Here is a 24485-nt window from a genome sequence, read left to right as displayed (position 1 = left end):
ATAAATTATGAGAAAAGCAATTGTTTTTTTATTGGGTTTTGTGTTTGTAATTCAAGTATTTCAAGCTCAAGAACGTCCAAATATTATTTACATTTTAGCAGATGATATGGGGCCAGGCGATGTACAAGCATACAATAAACAGGGTGAAATTTTAACTGCAAAATAAATATGCTATTTTAGGAGTATAAAAAGTAATTGTCAATTCAATATTTAATTATTATTTAAATGAAAAAACATATAATATTCTCAATTTTATTTTTGTGTACAATAATTGGCTTTAGTCAAGAAAAGCCCAACATTGTTTTTCTATTGGTTGATGATTTAGGTTTTGGAGATTTTGGCTGTTATGGTGCTGAATTTAATGAAACGCCAAACATTGATAAATTAGCAAGTCAGGGTATGTTATTTAACAATGCGTATGCAGCTGCCACGGTTTGTTCTCCTTCTAGAGGCGCTATTTTAACAGGACAATATCCTGCAAGAACCCATCTTACAGATTGGATTTCGGGACACAAGTTTCCAAATGCAAAGTTGTCGGTTCCTGATTGGAATACACGAATTGAACATCAATTAACTACTCTTCCAGAAGCTTTAAAAGAAGGAGGTTATACAACCGCTTTTTTTGGAAAATGGCACTTAATGCCTTCTAATCAGCCTGATTTTGAGGAACATTACCCAACCAATCACGGATTTGATATTAATGTTGGCGGAAAAGAATGGGGACAACCCAAAGGAAAAGGGAAATACTTTTCTCCTTTTGAAATGCCTAATTTAGATGATGGAAAACCGGGAGATTTTTTAACGGATAAGTTAACAGATGCTGCACTTCAGTTTATCGATACTACAAATAAAAAGAACCCTTTTCTATTGTATTTTTCTTATTACACAGTGCACGGGCCTATTATGTGTCCGCCTAATTTAGAAGAAAAATATAAAGAAAAAGCTATAAATTTCACCAATTCAAAAAATGAATACATCAATCCTAAAAGAGCAGGAATGGTGGAAGCATTAGACAATAGTGTGGGGAGACTTGTAAAAAAGTTAGAGGAGTTAGGGATTTCAGAAAACACAATTATTGTGCTAACTGGAGACAATGGAGGTAATTTTGATGAGACAACTGGAGGTTTAAAAGGTTATAAAGGTTTTTCACATGAAGGTGGTGTCAGAGAACCTTTACTTATAAAATGGCCTGGAAAAACAGAAGCAGGTACCGTAAGTAATGAGGTTATTATTGGCACAGATTTTTACCCTACATTTTTAGAATTTGCCAATTTACCATTACGCCCAAATGACCATAAAGATGGAATTAGCATGCTTCCGTTGCTCAATGGAACTTCAAAAAAATTAGATAGAGACACTTTTTATTGGCATTATCCTCATTATCATAGAACCAAACCTTATGGAGCCATTCGAAAAGAAAATTATAAATTAATTGAGTTTTTTGAAGATGGAAAATTAGAATTGTATGATTTATCTATAGATCCATACGAAACGAATAATCTGGCTATAAATCAACCTGAAAAAGCAATAGAGTTACTTCAAAATTTAAAAGAATGGCAAATTTCTGTTGGTGCACAAATGATGAATGAAAACCCAAATTATAATGTTAAAAAAAATGCAACTAAAAGAAAAAAGAAAAGAATGTAAATGCAATTTTTAAAGAATTAGAGATTTCATAGACGCTAGGCATCATAATATTTTTATTCTAATAAATGCTTAATTTTTTAAATAAACATTAAGACTTTCCTTTTTTTTGCAGTCTAAATTTCATATATAAATTCACAAACACATTTCTTTTACGCAATCACACTTATTTAGTAAATATGTGTTTGATCTTTGAAGAAATCAAAAGAAAAAAAATGAATATTAAAAAAGGTTCTTATTATTGTTTTTCAAAATGGATACAATCGACACTAACGATAGTAATTTTATTTACAGGAAATATTTTTTTAGCTCAGAATTTTCATACAGAAGGTAATGGTATCAGAAATGCTGTTATTGCCAATGTAAACAAGAATAAAGTACTTTATTTTTCTGAATTATCAAGCAATGTTTCTGCCTATACTTTAAAAGGAAAAGAACTTTGGAATTATAAAATTAACAAACCATCTGTTATTTTTGAAATTTTAGCGGAAGATATTAATAAGGATGGTTCTGATGATTTATTAGCGGTTGCTGGTAATGGAATTGTATACTGTATTAATAGTGATGGTAATTTACTTTGGCAATATACACCAGATCATAAAGTACGTTTATCAGAAATTGCAGTTGTAAAAAATGATGGTAAAATTCAGATTTTTACAGGAGGTAATGATGGTCAATTATATGAATTAAATGCAAAAGGAGAACAAGTTTCATCAATCAAAATAGAAGGAGTTATAAGAAAAATTGAAAGTGGAAAATTTATATCAAAAAATAAAGAATCACTTTTTCTGATGACGTATAATCATGATAAATTTCGTTGGGAATTTATGGGGATTTTAGATGCAGAAACAAAACAAGTGCTAATAGAAACCACTATAAAAAAGAAAGAATTAAAAGACTTAACAAAAATAATGGTTACAGATATTTCTGTATCAGATATTAATAAAAACGGTAAAGACGAAATCTTGTTTTTTGGTGATCTTTCTTGGACGCCAATGTTTTTTGGATTAGATGGGGATTTTAATATTGTTTCTCGTTTTAAAGGAGATAGAAAAAGAGATATCCAAAGATATGCTCATTTAAAAGGGATTAGTTTACAGCCTTTAAAAGATGAAATTATCATGCAATATGGTGGTATTTTGTATAGAATAGACTTAAAAGGAAATCTAATAGAAACAAAAGGTAAAAAGTATGATCAATTAGTTTTTAGTGATTTTGTATTGGATCAAAAAAGCAAACAATTAATTGCTACAGGAGAAGTTGATGGAGGAAATGGTGTTTACTTTTTTAATTTAGAGAAGAAAAATTGGCTTCAAACATCGCAAAAACTACAAGGTACAATGGCTCGTGTAAAAGATAATTTAGACAAATTATACAAACAAACACTGAATTTTGAGTTGCCTAGTTATCAAAAAAAATCTGACAAAAGTTGGGTGATGATTACAAAAGACGCAGAAGATGCAAAGATTAAAAAACTACATGGTAATGATATCAAATTTGTCATTCAAAAATCTCCAAAAGAAGCTACAGACAGAACGTATTTGGTAAATAAGATAGGAAAGTCGGCATTAAAAAAAGATAAGAGAGGAAAATACGAAGACACAAGAGCGCAAATTATACAAATGGCGAAAGATTATGAAGCAGAAAATCAACCTTTTACTTTTTGGGCAGGTCATGGTAATGACCCTTTTTATATACAAATAGAAACTTTAGAAGAAATTTTAAGAGTAGCTCCAAATACCTGTTATGGTTTTGTTTACGCAGAAATGGACAATGTAAAAGACCCAAGAGTTATCCATTTTGTAAATGAATATTTACCAAGATTAGCAAAAGCAATTAGAAAGAATAACAGAGCAAAGTTATACTTTAGATATAAGAATATGTTTTGGGCAGCAACATCACATTTACCTTTATGGAAAGAGATGTTTTTTTCTGGAAAATATGGCGATATTTTAGTGCCGGCTTCTGAAGATACAAGCAATAGAATTCAAGATTTAAATTTAGCAGGCAGAATAGGAATGAGAAATGGTGGTTATGTTAATGATTTTGCGATGCGCTTAATTGATGATAACCCAACAAGTTGGAGACCATTGACTCCTGGAGGACAAAATTCTGTTTCTCCATATTTAAGGCAAGGTGTTATGATGGCTGCTTATGGAGCTCGTTATGGGGTCGTTTCAACTTCTGGTTTTGTAGAAGATCCAGGTCTTAATATTTTATTTGCGTTAATGAAATCTGGAGTTTTACCAATTGTAGAAAAAGAGAATATAACATCTATTGGTTCTTGGCATTTAATAAAAGATATTGACCCAAAACTGGTACATTCTGTAGATACACATCACGAATTAAAACAATATAAAAAGGATGATGAAAATGCTATTTTTTCTGTAGGACAAATGCATTGGGCAGGAACCGATATTCCTAGTCATGATTATTCTAAAATTGCTTTGGGTGTAGATTACCGATGGTTAAATTATATGCCAGAAATACCAAACGGAATGGTACCAATAGCGCCTGTTGAATCTCAAAAGGAATTATTAAAATCGAATATTCCCTTTAGTATAAGTAACGGAAAACAAGGTTTTTTAAATAGCGAATTTATTACTGCTAAGAAATATAAATCAACCTTTAAAAATATTGTAGAAAGTGGTGCAAAACAATTACCAATTTTGGTAAAAGGAGCTGCATGGTCTGCTATTAAAATTGATGAAAATCACACAAGAATTATTTTAATGGATCCAGGTTATATTGAACCAGAAGAAAGAAATGTAATCATCACTTTTCAACATAGAAAACCGAAATCTGTAAGTGATATTTTAAGTAAAGAAGATTTAAAAGTAACTAAAAGTAAGATGAATTTAACTGTTCCTGCTGGTTCTCTACGATTTATTGATGTAAGTTATTAATGATGAAAAAAACACCATTATTTTTATTATACGTATTAATTTGTTTTTCATTTTTTGCACAAAAACAGAAACAACCAAACATTCTATTCATTGCAATAGACGATTTAAATGATTGGGTAAGTCCATTAGAAGGAAATAAGCAAGCCATCACTCCAAATATGGATAAATTAACAAAAAGTGGATCAATGGTTTTTAAAAACGCCATAACTCCAGCACCTATTTGTGGCCCTTCTCGTTCTGCAATTTTATCTGGATTTTTACCAAGTACTTCTGGTGTTTATGGGAATTCAGATAATATGTTGTATTCAGATATTGTAAAAGAGAATCCAACTTTACCAGAATATTTTTCTTTAAACGGATATCATACACTTTCTAACGGAAAAATGTTTCATAAACACGGAACCAAAAACGGAAAAACAGATTTTGGCGAATGGGCTTTTGATGAATTTGCTAGAGCAAGAAGGTATAATAATGATGCAGCAGATAAAAAATTTGTTACCTCTTCTAAAGCGGGATCAATAAATGGCGTTGTAAAACCAGAATATAAACAGAAAAAAGCAAAATTAAGTTGGGGGCCAACTAAAGATAAATTTGAAAAAACTGTAGATTTTGGAGTTGCAGATTGGGCAAGAAAACAATTGCAAAGAGATTTTGACAAACCATTTTTTATGTCTGTAGGTTTTATAAAACCACATTTACCTTGGTTTGTGCCTAAAGAGTTTTTTGATCTATATGATATCAATAAAATAGAAGATATATTGATAAAAGAAGACGATTTAGTAGATATTACAGATGCCAACGGAAAGCAAAAATTTAAACCAACAGCAGAATACAAATGGATTAAAAAACACAATCTTAATAAAGAAGCAACAAGAGCTTATTTGGCAAATGTAAGTTTTGTAGATAAGTGTTTAGGCATTGTTATGGATGCTTTAGAAAAAAGTAATCATGCAGATAATACAATTGTTGTTATTTGGGGAGATCATGGCTGGCATTTGGGTGAAAAGCAACGTTATTTAAAGAACACTCTATGGTCTGAAGCTGTTAAACCACCGTTTTTTGTAAAATTACCAGGTATGAAAGAGACCGTTATTTTAAAAAGAACAGTTAGTTTATTAGACTTATATCCAACGCTAATCAACTTAGCAAAACTACCTAAAAAAGAAAATTTAGATGGTCATGATTTTTCTAACCTATTAAAAAACCCTACATCAGAATGGGAATATCCAGGAGTTACCGTTTCATCAGAAGGAACCTCCGTTTTATCAGAGCAATATCATTATATACAGTATTTGTCAGGAGAAGAAGAGCTATATGATGTTATTAAAGACCCAAATGAATGGAATAATTTAATTTCTAATTCTAAGTATCAAAAAGAAGTATCAGCATTAAAAAAATGGATTCCAATTAAAAGAAAAAAGGCGAGTAAAGAAAGATACGGAAAGCCCAAGAATTATGTAGATGCAGATCAAGATGAAACCATAAAATCAACACGTAAATTTAAATAGAAGTAAGATGAAGAAATTTAAAAATATATTACTGATCGCTATAATTGCTGCAATCTCTTTTTGGAGTTGTAAAGGTCAAAAAACAGTTTCTAACACCACAAAAACAGTGGTAGAAACCTATGAAAAACCTAACTTAATTATCATTCATACAGATGAACATAATTTTAGAACATTAAGCGCATATCAAAAATTATTACCAGAAGAACAGGCGTTTGTTTGGGGAAAAGGAAATAATTCTAAAACACCAAATATTGATAAAATTGCAGATGAAGGTGCTATTGCAACAAGTTATTATTGTGCTTCGCCAGTTTGTACTCCATCTAGAGCATCTTTGGTTACAGGTTTGTATCCACAGGCAACTGGAGCTCCTAAAAACGGCATGCATATTCGTGAAGATATACCAACTTTTGCAACCATTTTAAGAGATCAGGGCTATGCAACTTCTTATGTTGGGAAATGGCATTTGGCAGGTCATGAAAAATATACTTTTGATATTAAATATAAAGCAGGTTTTGAAGACAATCGTTATATGATGAAAGGCGGTCATGCTCCTTATTTCCACATAAAAGATGGTAAATTTAAAGGGATAAATGAAAAAGTCGCTGCTAAATTACCAAAGGAAGAAGTGATTCATTTAACCGATTTTTTTACGGATAAAACATTAGAAATATTAGAAAGAGATAAAGGTAAACCATTTGCGTTGATGTTGTCAATTCCTGATCCACATACACCAGATTATGCAAAACCACCATACAATACAATGTATAAGGATTTACAAATTGAAGCGCCTAAAACAATGGCTGCAGAATATACAGCAATAAAGCCATATTGGGCTGGAGGGAATAAACCAGACAATAATGAAGCTTTTGGTAAAAAAGCATTTAAAAATGAAAAAAATGCATTAAAACAATATTTTGGAATGGTAAGTCATATTGATGATTCTGTCGGTAGAATTCTTCAGTTTTTAGATGATAATAATCTTACAGAAAACACTATTATAGTATTTACATCCGATCATGGAGATATGTTTTTTGAGCACAACAGACGTAACAAAGGAGTGCCTTATGAAGGTTCTGCAAGAATTCCGTTTGTAATTCGTTATCCAAACAAAATTCCTGCAGGGAAAGTATTAAATACCGCCTATACAAATGTAGATTTTGCGCCTACTATTTTAAGTTTAATGAATGTTAAAACTGATGCAAAATTTCACGGTCTAGATACTTCGGATGATTTTACAAATAATAAAAAAGAAATTACAAGTGACAGAATTACCTACTTTGCCAAGTCTGGCGGATGGTGGGTTTCTGCAGTAAATGATAGATATAAATTGGTCATAGACAAAAAAGAAAAACCTTATTTATTCGATTTACAAAAAGATCCAGATGAATTAATTAATTTTTATTACGATAAAGAGTATGCAACAATTGCTAAAAAAATGCAAACAGAATTGTTTAAGCAATTAAATAAATATGATGAATCTGGTTTAAAAATGAGACAGAAATATATTACAGAGTAAAGACTATAAAACTATTTTAAAATAATATTTTAGAAAAAAAAGCTTCATTAAACTATGAAGCTTTTTTTAGCTATTTATAATAAAATTATTTTAAAACTTTAAACTTAATTAGATTAAAGTTTTTCCTTATTTTTATTGTAAAAATCTCTTACAAGTAACTCTTGACTTGGTAATAATTTCTTATTTTTCAAAAACCAATATGCTCTTCTAGCTATTAAAAAATCCCTATTTAAAAGAGGCACAACATTTTCTATTACTTTTACAGATTTTAAATTTTTATCTTGTATTAACTCTAATAAAGCTGTTACTTCTTGAAAAGATTTTAAGCTTGTAAGTTCCTGACTAAAATTATCTAAAAAAGTTTTTGATATTTTAAAACTACTATACTTTAAAGATTTTATTGCTGCCAATTTCTGCTCTTTTTTTCCTTTAAAAAAAACTTCTTTTATAATAAAAAAATAAATTTCTGATGGAGCTAAATTTATATATTCAAAAGTGCTTTTTAACAAAGAATCATCTTGTAAAACCCTATCTATTGTTGCATTTATTATAGATTTCTTGTACTCTCTTCTAACCTTTAATTCATAAATCGCTAAAGAATAATAAGCATTATTTTTATCAACCAAAAAATCTTGTAATTGTTTTGTAGAAGCCGATTTTGCCGTGATACTTTTAATCACAGAAACTAAGTTTCCATTTGCCCAATGCCAAAGTGTATAACATGTTAAAGCTGCACCCGGTACTGTATCTTTTTCATCTAATTCTAGAGCAGTTGCTCCAGAAATAGCATCTACTTCTTCGTAATCATTTTCGTTTGGCACCGTTAAAACATCCTCAATAAAAACCTCTTTAAAAGGTGATGCTTGATTAGATAAAATAGATTGTAATTTTATATAATCTTTAGACTCAAAAAAATCATCTTCATACTTTTCTAAAATTTCACCTTCTTTTAATTTATATTCTTGATATTCTCCTAAATTATTCCAAATTATTCTTACAGGAATTACTTTACAAACTTTTTCTAAACAAATTACAGATTCTACATCTGTATAATATTTTATCGGCAATCCGTTTTCATTTTGAACCTCTACAAGTGTTGTTGAAATCTTTGTTTTTTCTCCCGGATGACTTACCAAAATTGTATGTCTTATTTCTTTTTGTGGACTTTCTAAAAATAGAGAACCACTTAAAAAAATAAACGGAAATAAAATCCAAACATAGGTTTTTATAAAATTCATCATTCTTTTAATATATAATGACTAAAGTATCTGCTTATTTTATATTTGATGTAATTCTACGTAAAAAAAAAGCATGTATTCGTAAAACTCTATGCATAACAACGCACTTCAAAAAGTTTTACATTTTGTGCGCCATAGGTTTCTGTCATAATTACTTTTATTGCAGTAACTTTTACTTCATTAAATTTAAATTTAATTAAACGAGTTTTATTATTCTCTATGTTTCCTAATTCTATCCATTGACCATTAACACGTCCTTGTAAACTTAAAGATTTTAGCATTTCTGTAGGAATTCCATTTCTATATAAATCATCATTTCTGCTGTCTTTACGCATCATAATATTTCTATTTACATTGGTATCACACTTAATTTCTACTGCTGATAAGTTAACAGAATTACTCCATTCTAATTGAATTTCTGCAGATAACCCTTCAGATTGCCAATGATTTATTTCTCCGTAAATATCTCTAGAAATTCCGTTTAAAAGATTTTTTGCATCACCAGAAAAAGTAGTAGAACCAAAAATTAAACTTGCTTTTTTAGCTAAATCTTTTGGATCATTTGCATTTCTTTTCGGAATAAAAACATCATCTCGTAACAATTGTTCTTGCAATTCGTTTATGTATTTCTGCGCCACTACTCTTGGCGAAACATCATATTTATTACAAATTGTAGCAGCTGTACCAACTGCTTGACCTTGTAATGCACAAGTTGCCATAATTCTGCTTGAAGATAACGCTATATGTGTCTGACTAACATTTCTACCTGCAAATAGTAGGTTAGATACATTTTTAGAATACAAACTTCTAAAAGGAAACTGATACACTTCTTTAAAATGATAATGAAAAAAACTTGGACGCTCTTTAATGTCTAAAATTCCTCCAGGATTATGTTCATCTAAAGACCAACCTCCAAAAGCAACAGCATCATTAAAATGTTTATGCTCAGTTAAATCTTTTTCAGATAAAAAATAATCTCCTATAAAACGTCTAGATTCTCTTCTTGCTGGTAACGAGCCAACCCAATCTAAAGCTAAATTTTCTGCTTCAGGAAATTTACCTGAATTTTTTATATAATCCCAAACACCATGTAGATAAGCCATTAAAGTATGTCTATTCTTTTCTGCATCAGCAATAATATCATCATCACTTCCAATTTCTATCCACCAAATTCCATCTTGAAAACCTGCAAATTTCCTTCTTTTATGTCCACCTTCATGTGTATATTTAATTGCATAAGATGGAGGAGAATATTTCATTGGTTTTCCCATGTCTTTAGAAGACATTAATAAAGTTGCGCCCATTTGCCATCCATCTGGTTTATCTGGTGCATATTTTTCGTTGAATTCAGCTTTTCCCTCTCTACCAGTTCTATATTCTGCTCCAGAAGTTGCAGCCAACAAACCATCACCAGAACAATCAATAAAAATTGGTGCATTTATAGTAAACATTGTTTCTGTTGTTGCTTGCCAACACATTGCAGATTTAATTTTATCTCCATTCATAACTGCCTCAACAGCTTGGGTATTTAACATTAATGTTAAGTTAGATTCTCTTACCACAAAATCATACAAAACATGGTCAAAAACAGGGAAAGATTCTTGTTCGTTTTCAAAACGATTGTGTAATAAAATTTCTTCTATAATTCCTGTTTCTCTTTCTGCTTTTCCTTTGATGTTGTTCACTCCATTTAAATGAACACGCATTTCACTAGAAGCATTTCCTCCTAAAACAGGTCTGTCTTGAATTAAAACAGTTTTAGAACCATTTCTTGCAGCTGCAACTGCAGCACAAATTCCTGCTGCTCCACCACCAATTACCGCAACATCATATGCATCTGTTTTTTTTCTTGAATTTGTTCCAGTTTTTCCATTTCCTAAATGATACCATTTATCATTTTTTCGATCGTAAACAATATCGTTTGTGCTAGCACACGAACTTGCAATCATTGGTATAGCTCCTACTGCAACTGCTGCTGTTGCTCCTTTTCTAAAAAAATCTCTTCTCTTCATTTTGATGTGTTTTTATATTGATGGATTAGGGATATTTCCTTGCCAACCTTTATTAAATTGTTTCATTAATTTACCAACTAAATCAGGATTTTCTTTAGCTATATTTTTAGTTTCTTTTGGATCTATTTTATGATTATACAATTCTATAAAAACGGGTTCTTTTTCTTTATTTAACCTGTCTTTCCAAACAATAAATCTGTATTGTTCTGTTCTCATTGCATAACCCATTAAGTTGTTTTCAAACAAATTTCTATCCCAATTATCTTCTTGTTGTTTTTTTATTTTTCCTTCAACTTCTTTTAACAATGGTCCAAAATAGGTTTCTCTCATTGCTGGTCGTATTGGAAATCCACCCCATTCTCTTAATGCTGGAGAAGGAAACTGACTAAAAGCAGCTGTTTTCCATTTCTTCTCAGGATTTGAAATCAAGGGTTTAAAACTTGTTCCTTCAACATGTTTTGGAATTTCTAATCCAGCTAATTCTGCTAAAGTTGGATACATATCTACCAATTCTACCAAAGCATCTGTAGTTTTACCTTTGCTTCCTTTTGGCATGTCTGGAGTCCAAATAAGTAAAGGAACTCTTGTCGCAATTTCATAATTCGTTGCTTTTCCCCAAATACCCATGTCACCTAAATGCCATCCATGATCTGACCAAACTATAATGATTGTATTTTGTCTTAAACCTTCTTTTTCAAGAGCTGTAATCATTTTACCAATTTGCGCATCCACATAACTTACACAAGCTAAATACGCGTGTTTTAAAGTGATGGCTAATTCCTTATCTATTTCACCTTTTTTAGGTATATTACTTCTTACTCGTAACTCAAAGGATGGATGTAACCCCATTGTTGCTCCATTTTCTGGGCTTTCAGTTTGAGTTGACAGTTTTATTTTATCTCTGTCATATAAATCCCAATATTTTTTAGGAGCTACCCAGTTTAAATGTGGTTTATTAAAACCTAATCCTAAAAAGAAAGGTTTATCACTTTTCGCATTCATCTCTTTCATTGTAGCAATAGCTAATTCTGTATGATAACCATCTCTATAAGTATTATCTGCAACATCTGCAGATTCATAGGCAACACCAGAAGCTAAACCATATTTGGCTACAGCACCATATTTAGCAACCATTTCATTTCTGATTTTTTTACGATCTTCATTGTTCTTTTTTAATGCAAAACCTACTGGTTTTTTAACCTCTTTCATACTATCTAAAGCAGGTTTTCTACTCCAGGATTTTTCATCATCTAAATCTCCATGATGAAAAATTTTACCTGTATATACAGCTTCATATCCATTATTTTTGAAGTGTTCTGATAAGGTGACAACATTTGGATTTACTTCTCTAAATTTGATATAATTATGAAAAACACCACTTGTTTCTGGACGAATTCCTGTCATTAAACTGGCTCTTGAAGGCCCACAAATTGCTTGTTGACAATAAGCGTTTTCAAACAACAAACCTTGACTTGCTAATTTGTCTAAATTAGGACTTACAGCAATGTCAGAACCATAACACCCTAATTCTGGGCGTAAATCATCAATGCCAATAAAAAGAATGTTTGGTTTTTTTGAGACTTTTTTTTCCTGTTGCTGACAACTAATTATCAGCAAAAATAAAAGTGAATAAAAAGTTGGTTTTAAATACTTCATACTTATTCTGTAATTTTTAATAACAATACTCCATTTGATTTTAAATCAAAATCAGCTTTTAGCTTTTCTTGGGTTAACATGTTGGTAATTATTGGTTTTTTACCATCTTTAAAACTTAGTTTTAACTTTGCATCGTTTTTACCAATATTTAAAATATTTACCCAATAACCTCCTTTTTTATTTTTTACAACTCTCCATGTACAACCTTTAAACGCTGTTCCATTAGATTCTGTTAATTTAATTTTTGATAAATTTTTAGGAATACTTTCTATTGATGCTTTTTTCATCCCTTCTAATGAATTGCTCTTTACAAAAATTAATTTCCCTTTTCCTTTTTGTAATTTCTTTTTTCTTAATTTTCCATATTCATTTTTAGATAAACTTTCTTTGTTATCTAAAATAATGGTTCCACCATAGTTTAAGTAATCTTGCAAAGCATCAAATTCTGAATCGGTTACAAACTGTGTTTTATACACAACAATGGCATCCCAATTATTATGATTTTGTTTTTTAATGATTTTTTCAGTTGCATATCCTAAAGGAATTCCTTCGAAATAAAGTGATTCATACAACTCAAAAAGTTCAGTCATATGTTGTTTTTTATTGATTGCACTCGTTTCTGAATAAAATACTCGTAAAGATTTACGTTGTTCCCTTAAGGCCATGATTTCTTCAGAAAAACTATTCATATCCATAAAGACCTGAGCAATTTCATTAACCATTTGAGGTTGCATATTTGCAGATCCTGCATAAGCGCCTCCTAATCCTGGATCCCAAAAATCTAAATCTCCTTCTAATCTATTTTCAGGAGAACCATCTGGATCTCTTGCCCAAAACCAAGAAGTACTTGCATCCATTCCATGTAATGTTGCTAACCAAAATACATTTCTTACATAATCTGTTGGTGTATTTAAGTCTTTCCAATTAGATAAAGACAAAAAGTGTGTTTCTGAATTAAAGTGTATTTTATTTGGCGAAACCGATTCCATAAAATCATAAGAAAACGAAATTTCTTCCCAAGAATACGCGTATCTATTTTCCCAAGATTCTGGATTTTTAGCTCCAAAAGAACGACTTGACTGCGCTTTTGCATCATCACCAATAACAGATGTTAATTCTGTAAGTGACTCAAAATCTAAACCATGAGATCTATAATTTCCGGCAAAATAACGCGGTTGCATTTTAATACTTGTAGGTGCTTCTGGATATAAAACTCGTAATTCCTTTTGTATATAAGTAAACCAATCTAAACTTCTTGCCATTCCAAAACGACACCAATCGTACCAAATAGGTTTTCCTTGATTTTTTTTAGAAATAGGGATTTCAATTTCTACAGCATTAAAATCTTCAAATGAACTTTTCCAATTCTTATTTAGAGCTTTTATATCGTTGTTATATGCATTAGATAAAAATTTTCTAAATTTATTTAAAGTATGGATAGAGATACTATTCATTTCTCCAAACTTTTGGGTCCAGTATTCTTTTTCTGCAAACCAATGAGGTTCATTTGCCAATACAAAACCAAGTTGCGTAACTTTTTTTCCATTAGTTAATTCACCTACTTTATTTGCTATTTTTCCCCAATGATTTCTAACTAAAGGATTGTCAATATCTAATCCCATAAACAGAGAACGACCAACTTGCACTGTAGAATCTTTCGTTTTTAACCAATCTGGAAGTCCAGAATTCCATAGATATAAAAATCCGATATTGGTATCAGGAATATTTGTTAGTAGTTTTAATCTATCAGCATCAAAAGAGCCATCTTCATTTAATAACCAAGGATTGATTGCTCTATCTTGATGTTCTTCATAAAGGTTTTCTCCTCCATGAAACATATTTCCTAAATGGTCATTATATACGTCTTTGTTTGTTAATGGAATACCAACCGTTTTAGAAAAGTAATCGTGAAGAAATACAGGTTTTTCTTTGTTGATTAAAGCCCTGTCTGTTACTTTAATTCCTCCCCAATCTACTTTAGGTGTTGGTCTTCTAACAATAGAACCATCCAATACTTTTTGTAATTGAAGAATTCCTTTACCTAACATTTCTATAACTTTCTTTCTTTCTAAATTAGGTAGTTCAATTGCCCATTTTACTGGATCTTTTTTATAAAAGCGATCATAACTAAATGATTTCTCTACTTGGTCTTTATTAGCTTCATCCCAATTAGCAAACTTTATAAACTCTTTAGAAAACCAAAGCAATGTTTCTTCTCTTTTTACATCAATAGTATTCTTTTTTGCTTTTGCCATTAAAATTTCTAATTGTTCAATTTTTTGCAAAGCTTCAGTTTCATATTTATTTTTCTCTTTCGCATATGAAAAGAAAATTAATACCAAAACAAAGATTAAGATTGTTTTAATTAGTTGTTTCATTTTTAAGATAGATTAACTAGGTAACACTTATTTTTCGTCAAAAATTAATGGCAACCAAACACTCATTTCAGATTCCCCTCTATTTGACCAAGTAAAGTACGGGATAAATTGTGCTTCATAGCTTCTCCATTTTATTCCAGAAAGCACTCTATACATTCCAGTTTTATCATCTTGTCTTAGTTTTACATTTCCAGAAATGGTAGTTACACCACCCAAAAGCTTTGGTTTGTAAATTGATTTTAAATTAGAATTTACTGGTAAATAAACGTCTAATATATCTGCACTTTTAGGCAAATCTGGCGACTCTACACAATATACAATTGGACCTCTTTTTATAGCAGCCTGATTTCTAACCTCTTCAATTAAAGGATTTCCTTCTAGTAATTTAATATCCATTGGAAGATTTAAAGTAATCACATCACCTTTTTTCCAATTTCTATTTATTGTTGCAAAAGTTCCAACTTCTGTTTTGATGTTTACTTTTTTACCATTAATGGATATTTTAGCAGTTTCCGACCAATCTGGAATTCTTAACATTACATCAAAAGCATCACTTTTACATTCATCAATAGTTATTACTATTTTTCCATTCCAAGGATAATTTGTTTCTTGTTTTAGTTTGATTGTAGAATTGTCTAATAATTTTGTGTCTAATTTATTTCCTCCATATAAATTAACTGCAATTCCATTATCAGATAAACTATAAGCCCAAGAAGAAGATTTAGCAATAGTTCTTACTAAGTTAGGCGGACAACAAAAACATGGAATATACCCCACTCTATTGGGATAATCTGTCCCTCCCATTTTATGATTTTTTGTTCTTCTTAATGGGTTTGTATAAAAATAAGAATTCCCTTCTAAACTTATCCCAGAAAGTGCGCTATTGTATAAAACCAACTCCATAATATCTGCATGCTTAGACTCTCCTTTTATGTTTAACATTCTGTAATTAAACATAGCATTACATAAGTTTGCACAAGTTTCATTGTATGCATTTGCATTATGCATTTCATAATCTATAGTAAAGGCTTCATGCACAAAATCTCTGTTAGATGAACCTCCATCATGTTTTTGTCCACAAGCACCAGTAACAAACATTTTTTTCTCAACAATATTACCCCAAATTCTATCTAAAGCATCAATTAAAGCTTTTTCGCCAGTTTCTGCATATACATCTGCAGCACCAGCATAATAATACAACGCTAAAACAGCATGACCAACAGCTTCATCTTCCTTTCTTAACGGGGTTCTCTCTTGTGTCATATCACCAATATTATTATTTCTAACTGATGGATGAGGTTTTACTTTAGATTTACCTCTCATATTGATGAAAATTTCTGCCAACTCTAAATATCTTTTATCCTTAGTGGTTCTATACAATTCTACCAAACCCATAATTTGAACCTGATTAAATCCCATACGTGCTAATTCTGCGGGTTGAGGCTGAAAAACATTATATAAATTATTTGCGTGTCTAATAGCGATATCAAGAAAATTTGTTTTACCTGTAACTCTATAATAAATACAAGCTGCAATATATAAATGCCCACTATTGTACATTTCATGATATTTTCTTTCAGAAAATGGCTTTACATTTTTTAGTTGCGTTTGCGTTTGTAAATACCCATTTTCTTGTTGGGCTTTTCCTATAATTTCTATTAAACCATCTAACTCGTCTATAATTTTTTTGTCTTTGTTAATTGCATAAACATAAGTTGCGGCTTCCATCCATTTATAGAAATCTCCATCATGCCAATAAAAACCTTTATGTTTACCTTCTTTTAGCCCTGCTGCTATTTTAAAATTATTTAAAGCATGGCCAACATCTCCTTTTAAAACTTCGCCCATATATGGCACCATAACATCTTGAGCTACTTTAAATTTATCTGCCCAAAAACCATCCGTCCATTCACAATCTCCAATATTTAAACTCTTTAATTTTACATGAGGGCTATTAGAATAATTAATAATTCCCTTGTTTGCATCTAAATTTAAGTCTACATTTTTCCTAGTATTTAATGCTAATTTTTGATTAGCATTTTCTTTACAAGAAATTATCAGTAAAAAACTGAAAAAAGTAATTATAATAGAATTTTTTAATTTTTGATTCATCTTTATTTGTCTTTATTTAATAAATGGTATAGCTGATTTTTTAATTCTAACTTTATTTTAGCATACTTTTTAATTGATTCTAAATTTTTCCATTCATAAGGATCTTCATTATGATTATATAATTCTTCTTTTCCGTTGAAATATAAAATATATCTATAATTTTCTGATCTTACAGAATAGCTTTGTTCTTCTGGAAGAATACTTTTTTCTTTCCTCTAACAACTGTTAGTGCTACATTTGGTCCTTTCCAATTAGGGTTTTCTGGATTTAATAAAAAAGGCTTTAAACTAAATCCTCTTAAAGGTTTCCCTTTTTCATTTTTAGTATTGCTTCATGTAATTTTAGCAAAATCTGCAATTGTTGGATATATATCTATTAAAGAAACTGGATTACTAATAGTTTTTCCTTTACTATTTTTAATACTTAAATTTCTAACGATCAATGGTATTCTTATACTTTCTTCCCAAAAATTATTTTTATATAGAAACTCTTTTTCTCCGTGATTATAGCCATGATCGCTAACTAAAATAACCACAGTATTTTTATTAAAACTACTTTGCTTTAACGCATTCATAACTTTTCCTATTTGATCATCTACAAAACTTACACAAGCTAAATACGCTTGAAGATAGGCTCGTAAACCATTATTTACATTTTTATAAGAAACTTCTAATTCTTGGTAATGCTTTGTCCAGGGCATTGGCCAAGAAAAAGTTGTTCTATAGTATGTATCTTCATTGTCACTCTTTTTTATTACAGGAATTTTTAAAGTTTCTAAAGGATACATATCAAAATACTTTTGAGGAGCAACCAAAGGAGTGTGAGATTTTACAAAGCCAACTGCCATAAAAAATGGTTTATCTGTGTTAGATTTTTCTAAACTTTTAATTTTTTCTACTACCCAATTAGCACTTAATTCGTCATTCATTAAATCGCGATTATCATCACTTATATATATAAAAGGTTTTCTGTTTTTTACATCATACCAACCTTTATATCCTGGTGAATTTTTTGTAGCTTTAACATTTGGCACATTAGCTAGAGACATAAACAATCCGTCATTTTTATCCTTAGAATATTCTTTTGGCATTAATGGATGTTGTACAACTTTTTTACCATTAAAAGCATAAAGACCAAAATCATTTTCTACTCCATATTCATTCCATTCAAGTTTTACTCTGTGGTGCATTAATTTACCTGTTGCATATGTTTTGTATCCGTTATCTCCCATAAATTTCGCTAGAGATTTACTGTTTTTCAAAACCTCATTATCTGTCCATTTATCAAACCAAAAATTTTTAGATTCATGTGGATAAATACCTGTTAGCATACTTGCTCTAGATGGAGCACAAATTGGTGCATTTGTGTGTGCATTTGTAAAAACTGTTCCTTCTTTTGCTAGTGCATTCATATTTGGAGTTTTCACTTGATCATTTCCTCCTAAAAAACCTATATAATCATTTAAATCGTCTACTATAATTAAAATAATATTTGGCTTTTTATTTTGCGTAAAAACATTAAAAAAAACACATAATAGAAAAACTGTAAACAGTGTTTTTAAAGACATTGAATTTATCATGTATTAATTTTTACTCAAAACTAACAAATCAATTTAAAAACACATAAAAAATACGTTTACATAAACTTAACATTTATAATTATTAATAATTTATTAACTTAATATAAAAAATAATTATATTTGAACAAAACAACATATAATGCTATCTATAAGCTATTTAAAACAAAAAAGAACATTATACATATCTTTATTTATACTTAACATTTTATTTTTACAATGTTTACAAAGTCAACAATTAAAAACTCACTTTGAAGAGAGTTTAATTCCAATAGATACACCTTCTGATTCTATTTCTTTTGTTTTAAATAAAACAAAAAAACAAGCACTAATAAAAAAAGATAGCACTTTATTAATTAATACACTTATTACTCAAAGCAGATTTAACAGATTCAAACTAAATTACTTAGAAGCCTTTAGCGTTGCTGGTGCAGCTCTTTTTATATCAGAAGAATATAAAGACGCACTTTTAATAGCAAAAGCAAATGAAGAATTAGGTGTTTTAACCTATTTATATAAACAAAGCGAAGAGTCTGAAAGCTATTTAAAAAAAGCCCATCAATTATATAAGAATTTATATAAAAACAAAAAAATTGAAGTTTCAGAAATCTATAAATCGTATTACAATTTAGTTTTACATTATCAACGTATTGCAGATAAAGAGAACTTACAATCTTATATTGATAGTTGCGTAGTTTTATTAAAAAAGATGAAACCATCTCCCATTAATTCTATTTTTTTGGATGAAAAAAAAGCTAGTATTAGTGAATGGAACGAAAAACATAATGAAGCTTTAACTTATTTAAAAAATGCAGTAAATAGATTAGAAAATAGCACACAAAAATCTGTTTTCAATTATAAAGACAAACAATTTCTACTAATTCTTTATGGTAGAATTGCTAATATTTATTTAAAAAATAAAAATTTTAACGAGGCAAAAGTCTATTTTGAAAAATTTTCTAAAATTGATGGTATTTTAGGAGAAACAACATTTTATAGATCCTTTTTATACTCGCGCTATGCAGCTGTTTTAAAAGAGCTTAATCAGTTTAAACTAGCTTACGAATATGAAAAAAAATCTAATACTATTGGAATAACTTTTTTAAATCCTAGAAACGAAAAAAATAAAGGGTTTTTAACCATTAAAAACTATTATAAAGAAGAACTTACTAAAAAAGAGAACAATTAAACATTAAAAATTTAGAACTTGCTAAAAAGAAAGAGGCCATCTTAAACTTTAGAATTACACTTTTTATTATTGTTTTTTTTGTAATTATTTTTAGCCTAATGGTTAGACAACGAATTAAAAACTTAAAGTTCGAAAAAAAACAACAAAACTCTAAAGAATTATTAGATGTAAAGAATAAAGAGCTAACTACAAACACACTACAATTAATAGAAAAAGAACAAGTAATTAAAAAATTAAGCGATTACATAAAGGAAATTTCTCCTGACAATAAAACTAAAATGATTTTAAAATCATTAGAAAAAAATTCTACTAGTTTATGGGACTCCTTTAACAGAAGGTTTAATCAATTAAATAAAGGATTTTATGAACGCTTGCAAAAAAAAGTACCCGATTTAAGTAGAGGAGATAGAAAATTTTGTGCCTTGATAAAACTTAATTTTTCAGGAAAAGAAATGGCTTATTTATTAGGTATTTCGTTAGGAAGTGTACACGTAGCAAGACATCGTTTACGTAAAAAAATGAATCTAGAAAGAAATCAAAATCTTACAAAATTTATAAACTCTATTTGATTTATAATATAACCTAATAAGATAAAATTTACTCTTTTTAATGATAAATTATACCTAAAAATAAGTTTACTTATATCATAAATTTTAACGTAAAATACCCCATACTTAAATTTATCTTTAAATTAAAAAATAGCACTTTATTACTTTTTATATCAATGCTTATTTCATGTAAAATTCCATATCAAGACAATAAAAAAGCACAAAAACTTTTACCTTTTTCTGACAAAGAAAATTTTGGAAGCTGGATTATTAATAATAGAGTGAGTGATGAATTCGATACTGAAATAATAGACGAAGAAAAATAGTACATTGTTGGTAAATTTAAAGATGGAAAACCATTTTATAAATATCCAGATAAATCTAATAAAAAAGTATGGAAATGAAAAGCTCCTTCTCAATTTTCTGGCAAAAACTATAAATAAAAAAACGGTAAACTAATTTTAGAAAACCGCTGGGAACCAGATTTCCCTTTTAGTAGCGAAATTAGAAAACCTGTATTATTTAGGAATCTTTCCTTGGCACGATATACAAAAAAACAAACAACAACTAGAAACACATAGTCCCGAAGGTAAAAAGAAGATGTTGTTGTAGAATATAAATAGAGTACATTCGTGTTTGAAAAAAAATTATTATAATTAACTTAGTAGTTTAACAAATTATATCTATTAAAAATTCTTGACTAAAAAATTAGGTTTTATACTATATGAAATCTAATCTTTTAGTCAAGAATGTTAGTGAATATTATTTTTTTGACGCTGGTTGAGCAACTTTATCCACCTCAAAGGTTTCATTATATTGTGGCATTCTCCCATCGTTCCATAATTCTTCATCTTTAGCTGAATAAAACCATAATGGAAACACAAAACTTTCTGTCCATTTTTGAGTTTCTGCAACCATTTTTTTTAGACGCTCAGGATATCTACCTGCCATATTTTTCTTTTCTCCAATATCTTGGGTAATATTTGTTAACCTCCAAGGCTCGTTACCAACTCTGGTTATTTTCCAATCTCCCAATCTTGCACCAACATCACTAAAGCCATGACGATATCTTAAACAGTAAATCATATCTTCTTTATGAGGTTCTGTATTATTCAACACAGATTCCATAATATCTTTACCGCCTAATTTTTTATTTTTTGGAATTTTCGCATTCACTAATTTAGCAAACGTAGGATATAAATCTAAAGCAGAAACCGGGAAATCAAATTTCTTTCCTTTAGCTACTTTATTTGGATAATGGAAAAACATTGGCACTCTATAACCGCCTTCCCATGCATCTCCTTTTGTACCTTTAAGCGGATAATTATTGGCTCCGTGATCAAAATTACCGCCATTATCACTCAAAAATACAATTAAAGTATTATCATATTGATTTGTTTCTTTCAAAGTTTGTACAATTTTCCCCACTCCTCTATCTACAGCATACACCATAGCAGCATAGGTTCTTCTATCTTTGTCTTTAATGTTAGCAAAAACCTTTAAATCTTCTTCTTTAGCCTCTAACGGAACATGTGGCGCATTATAGGCTAAATAGATAAAGAAAGGATCTTTGTTAGTCGAAGCTAATTTAATATCTTTAATAGCTTCTCTAGACAAAGCATCTGTTATATACTCGGTTTCTTTAACATTTTTGCCGTTATTCTCCAAGGGAAGAATATAATCGCGAATTTCTTTTCTTCCTTCTTTTAACTGCTTTTGATATTCCTTTTGATATTTTTCTGGAAAATAATTATGTCCTCCACCAAGAAATCCATAATAATTATCGAATCCTCTTTTATTCGGATGAAATTTTGGAGCACTTCCTAAATGCCATTTCCCAAAAGCACTTGTATAATAACCTGCATCTTGCAATACTTTAGATATATAAGTTTCTTCTGTCGGAATCCCCATATTATCGGCATCATTCATACTAGAATTGCTATGAAGATTAAATGCTGTACCTATTTCTTGCGAATATCTACCTGTTAATATAGAGGCTCTACTAGGGCCGCAAAAAGGATGTGCTACATAAGCAGACGTAAAGATGGTTCCGTTTTTGGCTAACTTATCTAACTCTGGCGTAATTATATCTTTAGATCCATTAAAACCAACATCATTATACCCTAGGTCATCACACAATACAAATAAAATATTAGGCCTTTCTTGTTGTGCCGTACAGCCCATAATACTTATAAAAATTCCTAAGAATAATAACTTTAATTGTTTTGAAATCTGTCTCATAATACTCTAATTTTAAAATGATATTTAACGAATTCTTATTTTAAATGTTCTTTATTTTTAGTTTTTGATAAAATGTCAAAATATTTTTTTGATGTATTTCCAACACCAATTTCGATTGCATTAAAACTTAATTCTAATACTTTTGGCTAATGTTCTTTGTCTTTTAATTCTAACCAAAGAAAGTATTTTTATAGAAGCAATTTTTATAATAGTTACCTCTTTTATCTTTAGAGAAATAATAAAATTGCTGCTATTAAAAGCAATACTTAAAAGTAGCTATTTATCATTTTGAGGTAAAAATTAACATAAAAAAACAGCAAGATTATTAAGTTTGTTAACATTTTCTTACTGCTTTTTTATATTTAATATTTTTTAAAATTTGTAATTAATTAGCTTTTAACTTTGCTTGAATTTCTTCTAAAGAAAGCCCCTTAGTCTCTAGAAGATATTTATATAAAATAATTAAACCTACAAGCACTATACCTGCATAAATTATGAAAGTAGTTGCCGCTCCAAACATTTCCATTTCTAAAGGAAATAAATATTGTACTAACGCACTAACGGTACTAGAAATTAAAGCAAATAAAGGTATTGCAACACCTCGATTAGAAATTGGAAAAATCTCTGAAAGCAACACCCACATAATTGGTCCTATAGAAAAATTAAAGGCAGCAATAAAAGTTAAAATACTTAGTAATATTAAAATAGCATTCATATGTGCAGTTTCTTTAAAAATTACACCTGAGTTATCACGAGCAGATTCTACTCCAAGAATTTCTGTTAAAGAATTTTTAAATTCAATATCACTATTAAATTCTTTTCCAACAATTGCATTTAACTTTTTTATGTTTGGTATATCTTTCATTTTAACAATAGCACTTTCAGTGACCTGATATGTTGCTTGTTTAAATCCGTAAGAAACAGTAGATATACTTATAATAATCAATATTAAGCCACCAATAACTATGGGTCTACGTCCAAATTTATCAATTAGAGATAATGATATTAAAGTAGCTACTAAACCAATAACACCAATCCAAATGGTACTAGAAAATGCAGCATCTGTACCTAAACCTAACTGCTCAAACATGGTTGGAGCATAGATCATAACTGCATTCATCCCTGTAAATTGCTGTACTACCGCTAATGTGAAAGCTATAATTAAAACAACTCTCATCTTACTGCTAAAAATCTCTTTTAATTGACTTATTGTAGAAGAATTCTTACCTACTGAATTTTCTACACTTACAAGCATTTGTTGCACTTGTTCTTCAATTTTATCTTCTGGATATACTTTTGATAAGGATTTTTTTGCATCATCAACTCTACCTTTATAGATTAACCAAGCTGGACTTTTTGGAATTAAAAACAACAATAAAAACCATAAAACTGCAGGAATTATTTCTATACCTAACATCCAACGCCAACCAGTTTCAGCTAAATTTAAGTCTTTCACCCATTGTAAATCAGATCCCATTTTTTGTAAAATCCAATAATTGATTAAATAGGCAGCTGTAAAACCAATACCCATATTTATTTGTAATGTAGAAACCAATTTACCTCTTTGTTCTGCAGGTGCTACTTCGCCTATATACATAGAAGCTAACGTAACAGAGCTAAAGGCTAATCCACCTAAAAATCGAAACCAAAATAATGATAAAAATGAGGGTGCAAAAGCAGAACCAACCGCAGAAACAATATAAAATATTGCAATAATTTGTAGTGTTACTTTTCTTCCAAGCTTATTTGCTGCAAATGCAGTTAATGGCAATGCAATTAAAACACCAATACCGGGTGCAGAACCAATTAAACCAACTTGAGAAGCCGTTAAATTAAATTCTTGAGTAATAAATTTAAATCCTCCAGAAATTAATACTGCATCTAAACCAAAGACAAAAGATCCTATTGCAACTATAATAGCGTATAAGAATGCATTTTTTGTGTGTTTATTCATTTTTATT

At 29.6% G+C, this 24485-nt stretch carries 17 protein-coding genes; 8 read left to right on the top strand and 9 right to left on the bottom strand.

The features are described from left to right. Nucleotides 1-7: 7 nt before the first annotated feature. The 5 genes from BLT70_RS17095 to BLT70_RS02400 all read left to right on the top strand — a co-directional run bounded on the left by BLT70_RS17095 (nucleotide 8) and on the right by BLT70_RS02400 (nucleotide 7574). Nucleotides 8-166 carry a hypothetical protein gene (locus BLT70_RS17095; RefSeq protein WP_157691824.1) on the top strand — a complete coding sequence of 53 codons (159 nt, stop codon included), beginning with the start codon at nucleotides 8-10 and terminating at the stop codon, nucleotides 164-166. 59 nt (nucleotides 167-225) lie between these two features. Further along, nucleotides 226-1647, top strand: coding sequence for a sulfatase (locus BLT70_RS02415; protein WP_091891049.1), 1422 nt, complete (start codon nucleotides 226-228; stop codon nucleotides 1645-1647). Between the two features lie 212 nt (nucleotides 1648-1859). Continuing rightward, nucleotides 1860-4550: a hypothetical protein gene (locus tag BLT70_RS02410; protein WP_157691823.1), complete on the top strand. Its 2691-nt coding sequence runs from the start codon at nucleotides 1860-1862 to the stop codon at nucleotides 4548-4550. Nucleotides 4551-4552: 2 nt separating this feature from the next. Further along, on the top strand, nucleotides 4553-6058 hold the full coding sequence (locus BLT70_RS02405; RefSeq protein WP_172824374.1) for a sulfatase: 1506 nt from the start codon (nucleotides 4553-4555) through the stop codon (nucleotides 6056-6058). A gap of 7 nt (nucleotides 6059-6065) precedes the next feature. After that, entirely contained in the window at nucleotides 6066-7574 is a 1509-nt protein-coding gene (locus tag BLT70_RS02400; RefSeq protein ID WP_091891041.1) for a sulfatase, read from the top strand. A 113-nt stretch (nucleotides 7575-7687) separates the two neighbouring features. On the opposite strand, the gene BLT70_RS02395 is transcribed toward BLT70_RS02400, so the two are convergent. From BLT70_RS02395 to BLT70_RS02370, 7 genes are all read right to left on the bottom strand, one after another. Then, complete coding sequence (locus tag BLT70_RS02395; protein ID WP_157691822.1) at nucleotides 7688-8815, bottom strand: hypothetical protein; 1128 nt, start codon at nucleotides 8813-8815, stop codon at nucleotides 7688-7690. Nucleotides 8816-8901: 86 nt separating this feature from the next. Then, nucleotides 8902-10824 (bottom strand): FAD-dependent oxidoreductase, encoded by a 1923-nt coding sequence (locus tag BLT70_RS02390; RefSeq protein WP_091891036.1) that lies wholly within the window; start codon nucleotides 10822-10824, stop codon nucleotides 8902-8904. A 12-nt stretch (nucleotides 10825-10836) separates the two neighbouring features. After that, nucleotides 10837-12480 carry a sulfatase gene (locus BLT70_RS02385; protein WP_091891033.1) on the bottom strand — a complete coding sequence of 548 codons (1644 nt, stop codon included), beginning with the start codon at nucleotides 12478-12480 and terminating at the stop codon, nucleotides 10837-10839. A gap of 2 nt (nucleotides 12481-12482) precedes the next feature. Beyond that, nucleotides 12483-14858 carry a glycoside hydrolase family 42 gene (locus tag BLT70_RS02380; RefSeq protein WP_091891030.1) on the bottom strand — a complete coding sequence of 792 codons (2376 nt, stop codon included), beginning with the start codon at nucleotides 14856-14858 and terminating at the stop codon, nucleotides 12483-12485. Between the two features lie 27 nt (nucleotides 14859-14885). After that, nucleotides 14886-16970, bottom strand: a complete 2085-nt coding sequence (locus tag BLT70_RS02375; RefSeq protein WP_091891027.1) for a glycoside hydrolase family 127 protein — start codon at nucleotides 16968-16970, stop codon at nucleotides 14886-14888. A gap of 2 nt (nucleotides 16971-16972) precedes the next feature. Next, nucleotides 16973-17170 (bottom strand): sulfatase/phosphatase domain-containing protein, encoded by a 198-nt coding sequence (locus BLT70_RS17545; protein WP_157691936.1) that lies wholly within the window; start codon nucleotides 17168-17170, stop codon nucleotides 16973-16975. Nucleotides 17171-17301: 131 nt separating this feature from the next. Further along, a complete protein-coding gene (locus tag BLT70_RS02370; RefSeq protein ID WP_091891024.1) occupies nucleotides 17302-18549 on the bottom strand; it encodes a sulfatase-like hydrolase/transferase in 1248 nt (415 codons plus the stop codon). Nucleotides 18550-18688: 139 nt separating this feature from the next. Between BLT70_RS02370 and BLT70_RS02365 the strand changes: the two genes are divergently transcribed. The 3 genes from BLT70_RS02365 (at nucleotide 18689) to BLT70_RS17295 (ending at nucleotide 20609) form a co-directional block, all read left to right on the top strand. Further along, complete coding sequence (locus tag BLT70_RS02365; protein ID WP_091891021.1) at nucleotides 18689-19735, top strand: hypothetical protein; 1047 nt, start codon at nucleotides 18689-18691, stop codon at nucleotides 19733-19735. Nucleotides 19736-19833: 98 nt separating this feature from the next. After that, nucleotides 19834-20304, top strand: coding sequence for a hypothetical protein (locus BLT70_RS02360; RefSeq protein WP_091891018.1), 471 nt, complete (start codon nucleotides 19834-19836; stop codon nucleotides 20302-20304). A gap of 155 nt (nucleotides 20305-20459) precedes the next feature. After that, nucleotides 20460-20609 (top strand): hypothetical protein, encoded by a 150-nt coding sequence (locus BLT70_RS17295; RefSeq protein WP_197678380.1) that lies wholly within the window; start codon nucleotides 20460-20462, stop codon nucleotides 20607-20609. Nucleotides 20610-21045: 436 nt separating this feature from the next. Here BLT70_RS17295 and BLT70_RS02350 read toward each other — a convergent pair whose 3' ends face one another. Both BLT70_RS02350 and BLT70_RS02345 read right to left on the bottom strand, forming a co-directional pair. Then, the gene (locus BLT70_RS02350) at nucleotides 21046-22524 is read right to left on the bottom strand and encodes a sulfatase-like hydrolase/transferase (protein WP_091891015.1); all 1479 of its coding nucleotides are present in this window, start codon (nucleotides 22522-22524) and stop codon (nucleotides 21046-21048) included. A gap of 385 nt (nucleotides 22525-22909) precedes the next feature. After that, nucleotides 22910-24478, bottom strand: a complete 1569-nt coding sequence (locus BLT70_RS02345) for an MFS transporter (protein ID WP_091891012.1) — start codon at nucleotides 24476-24478, stop codon at nucleotides 22910-22912. Nucleotides 24479-24485 lie beyond the last annotated feature (7 nt).

The sequence above is a fragment of the Polaribacter sp. KT25b genome, from assembly GCF_900105145.1.
Taxonomy (GTDB): Bacteria; Bacteroidota; Bacteroidia; order Flavobacteriales; family Flavobacteriaceae; genus Polaribacter.
Note: the sequence above shows the minus strand (reverse complement) of the source record. Positions and strands in the feature narration are given on the sequence as shown.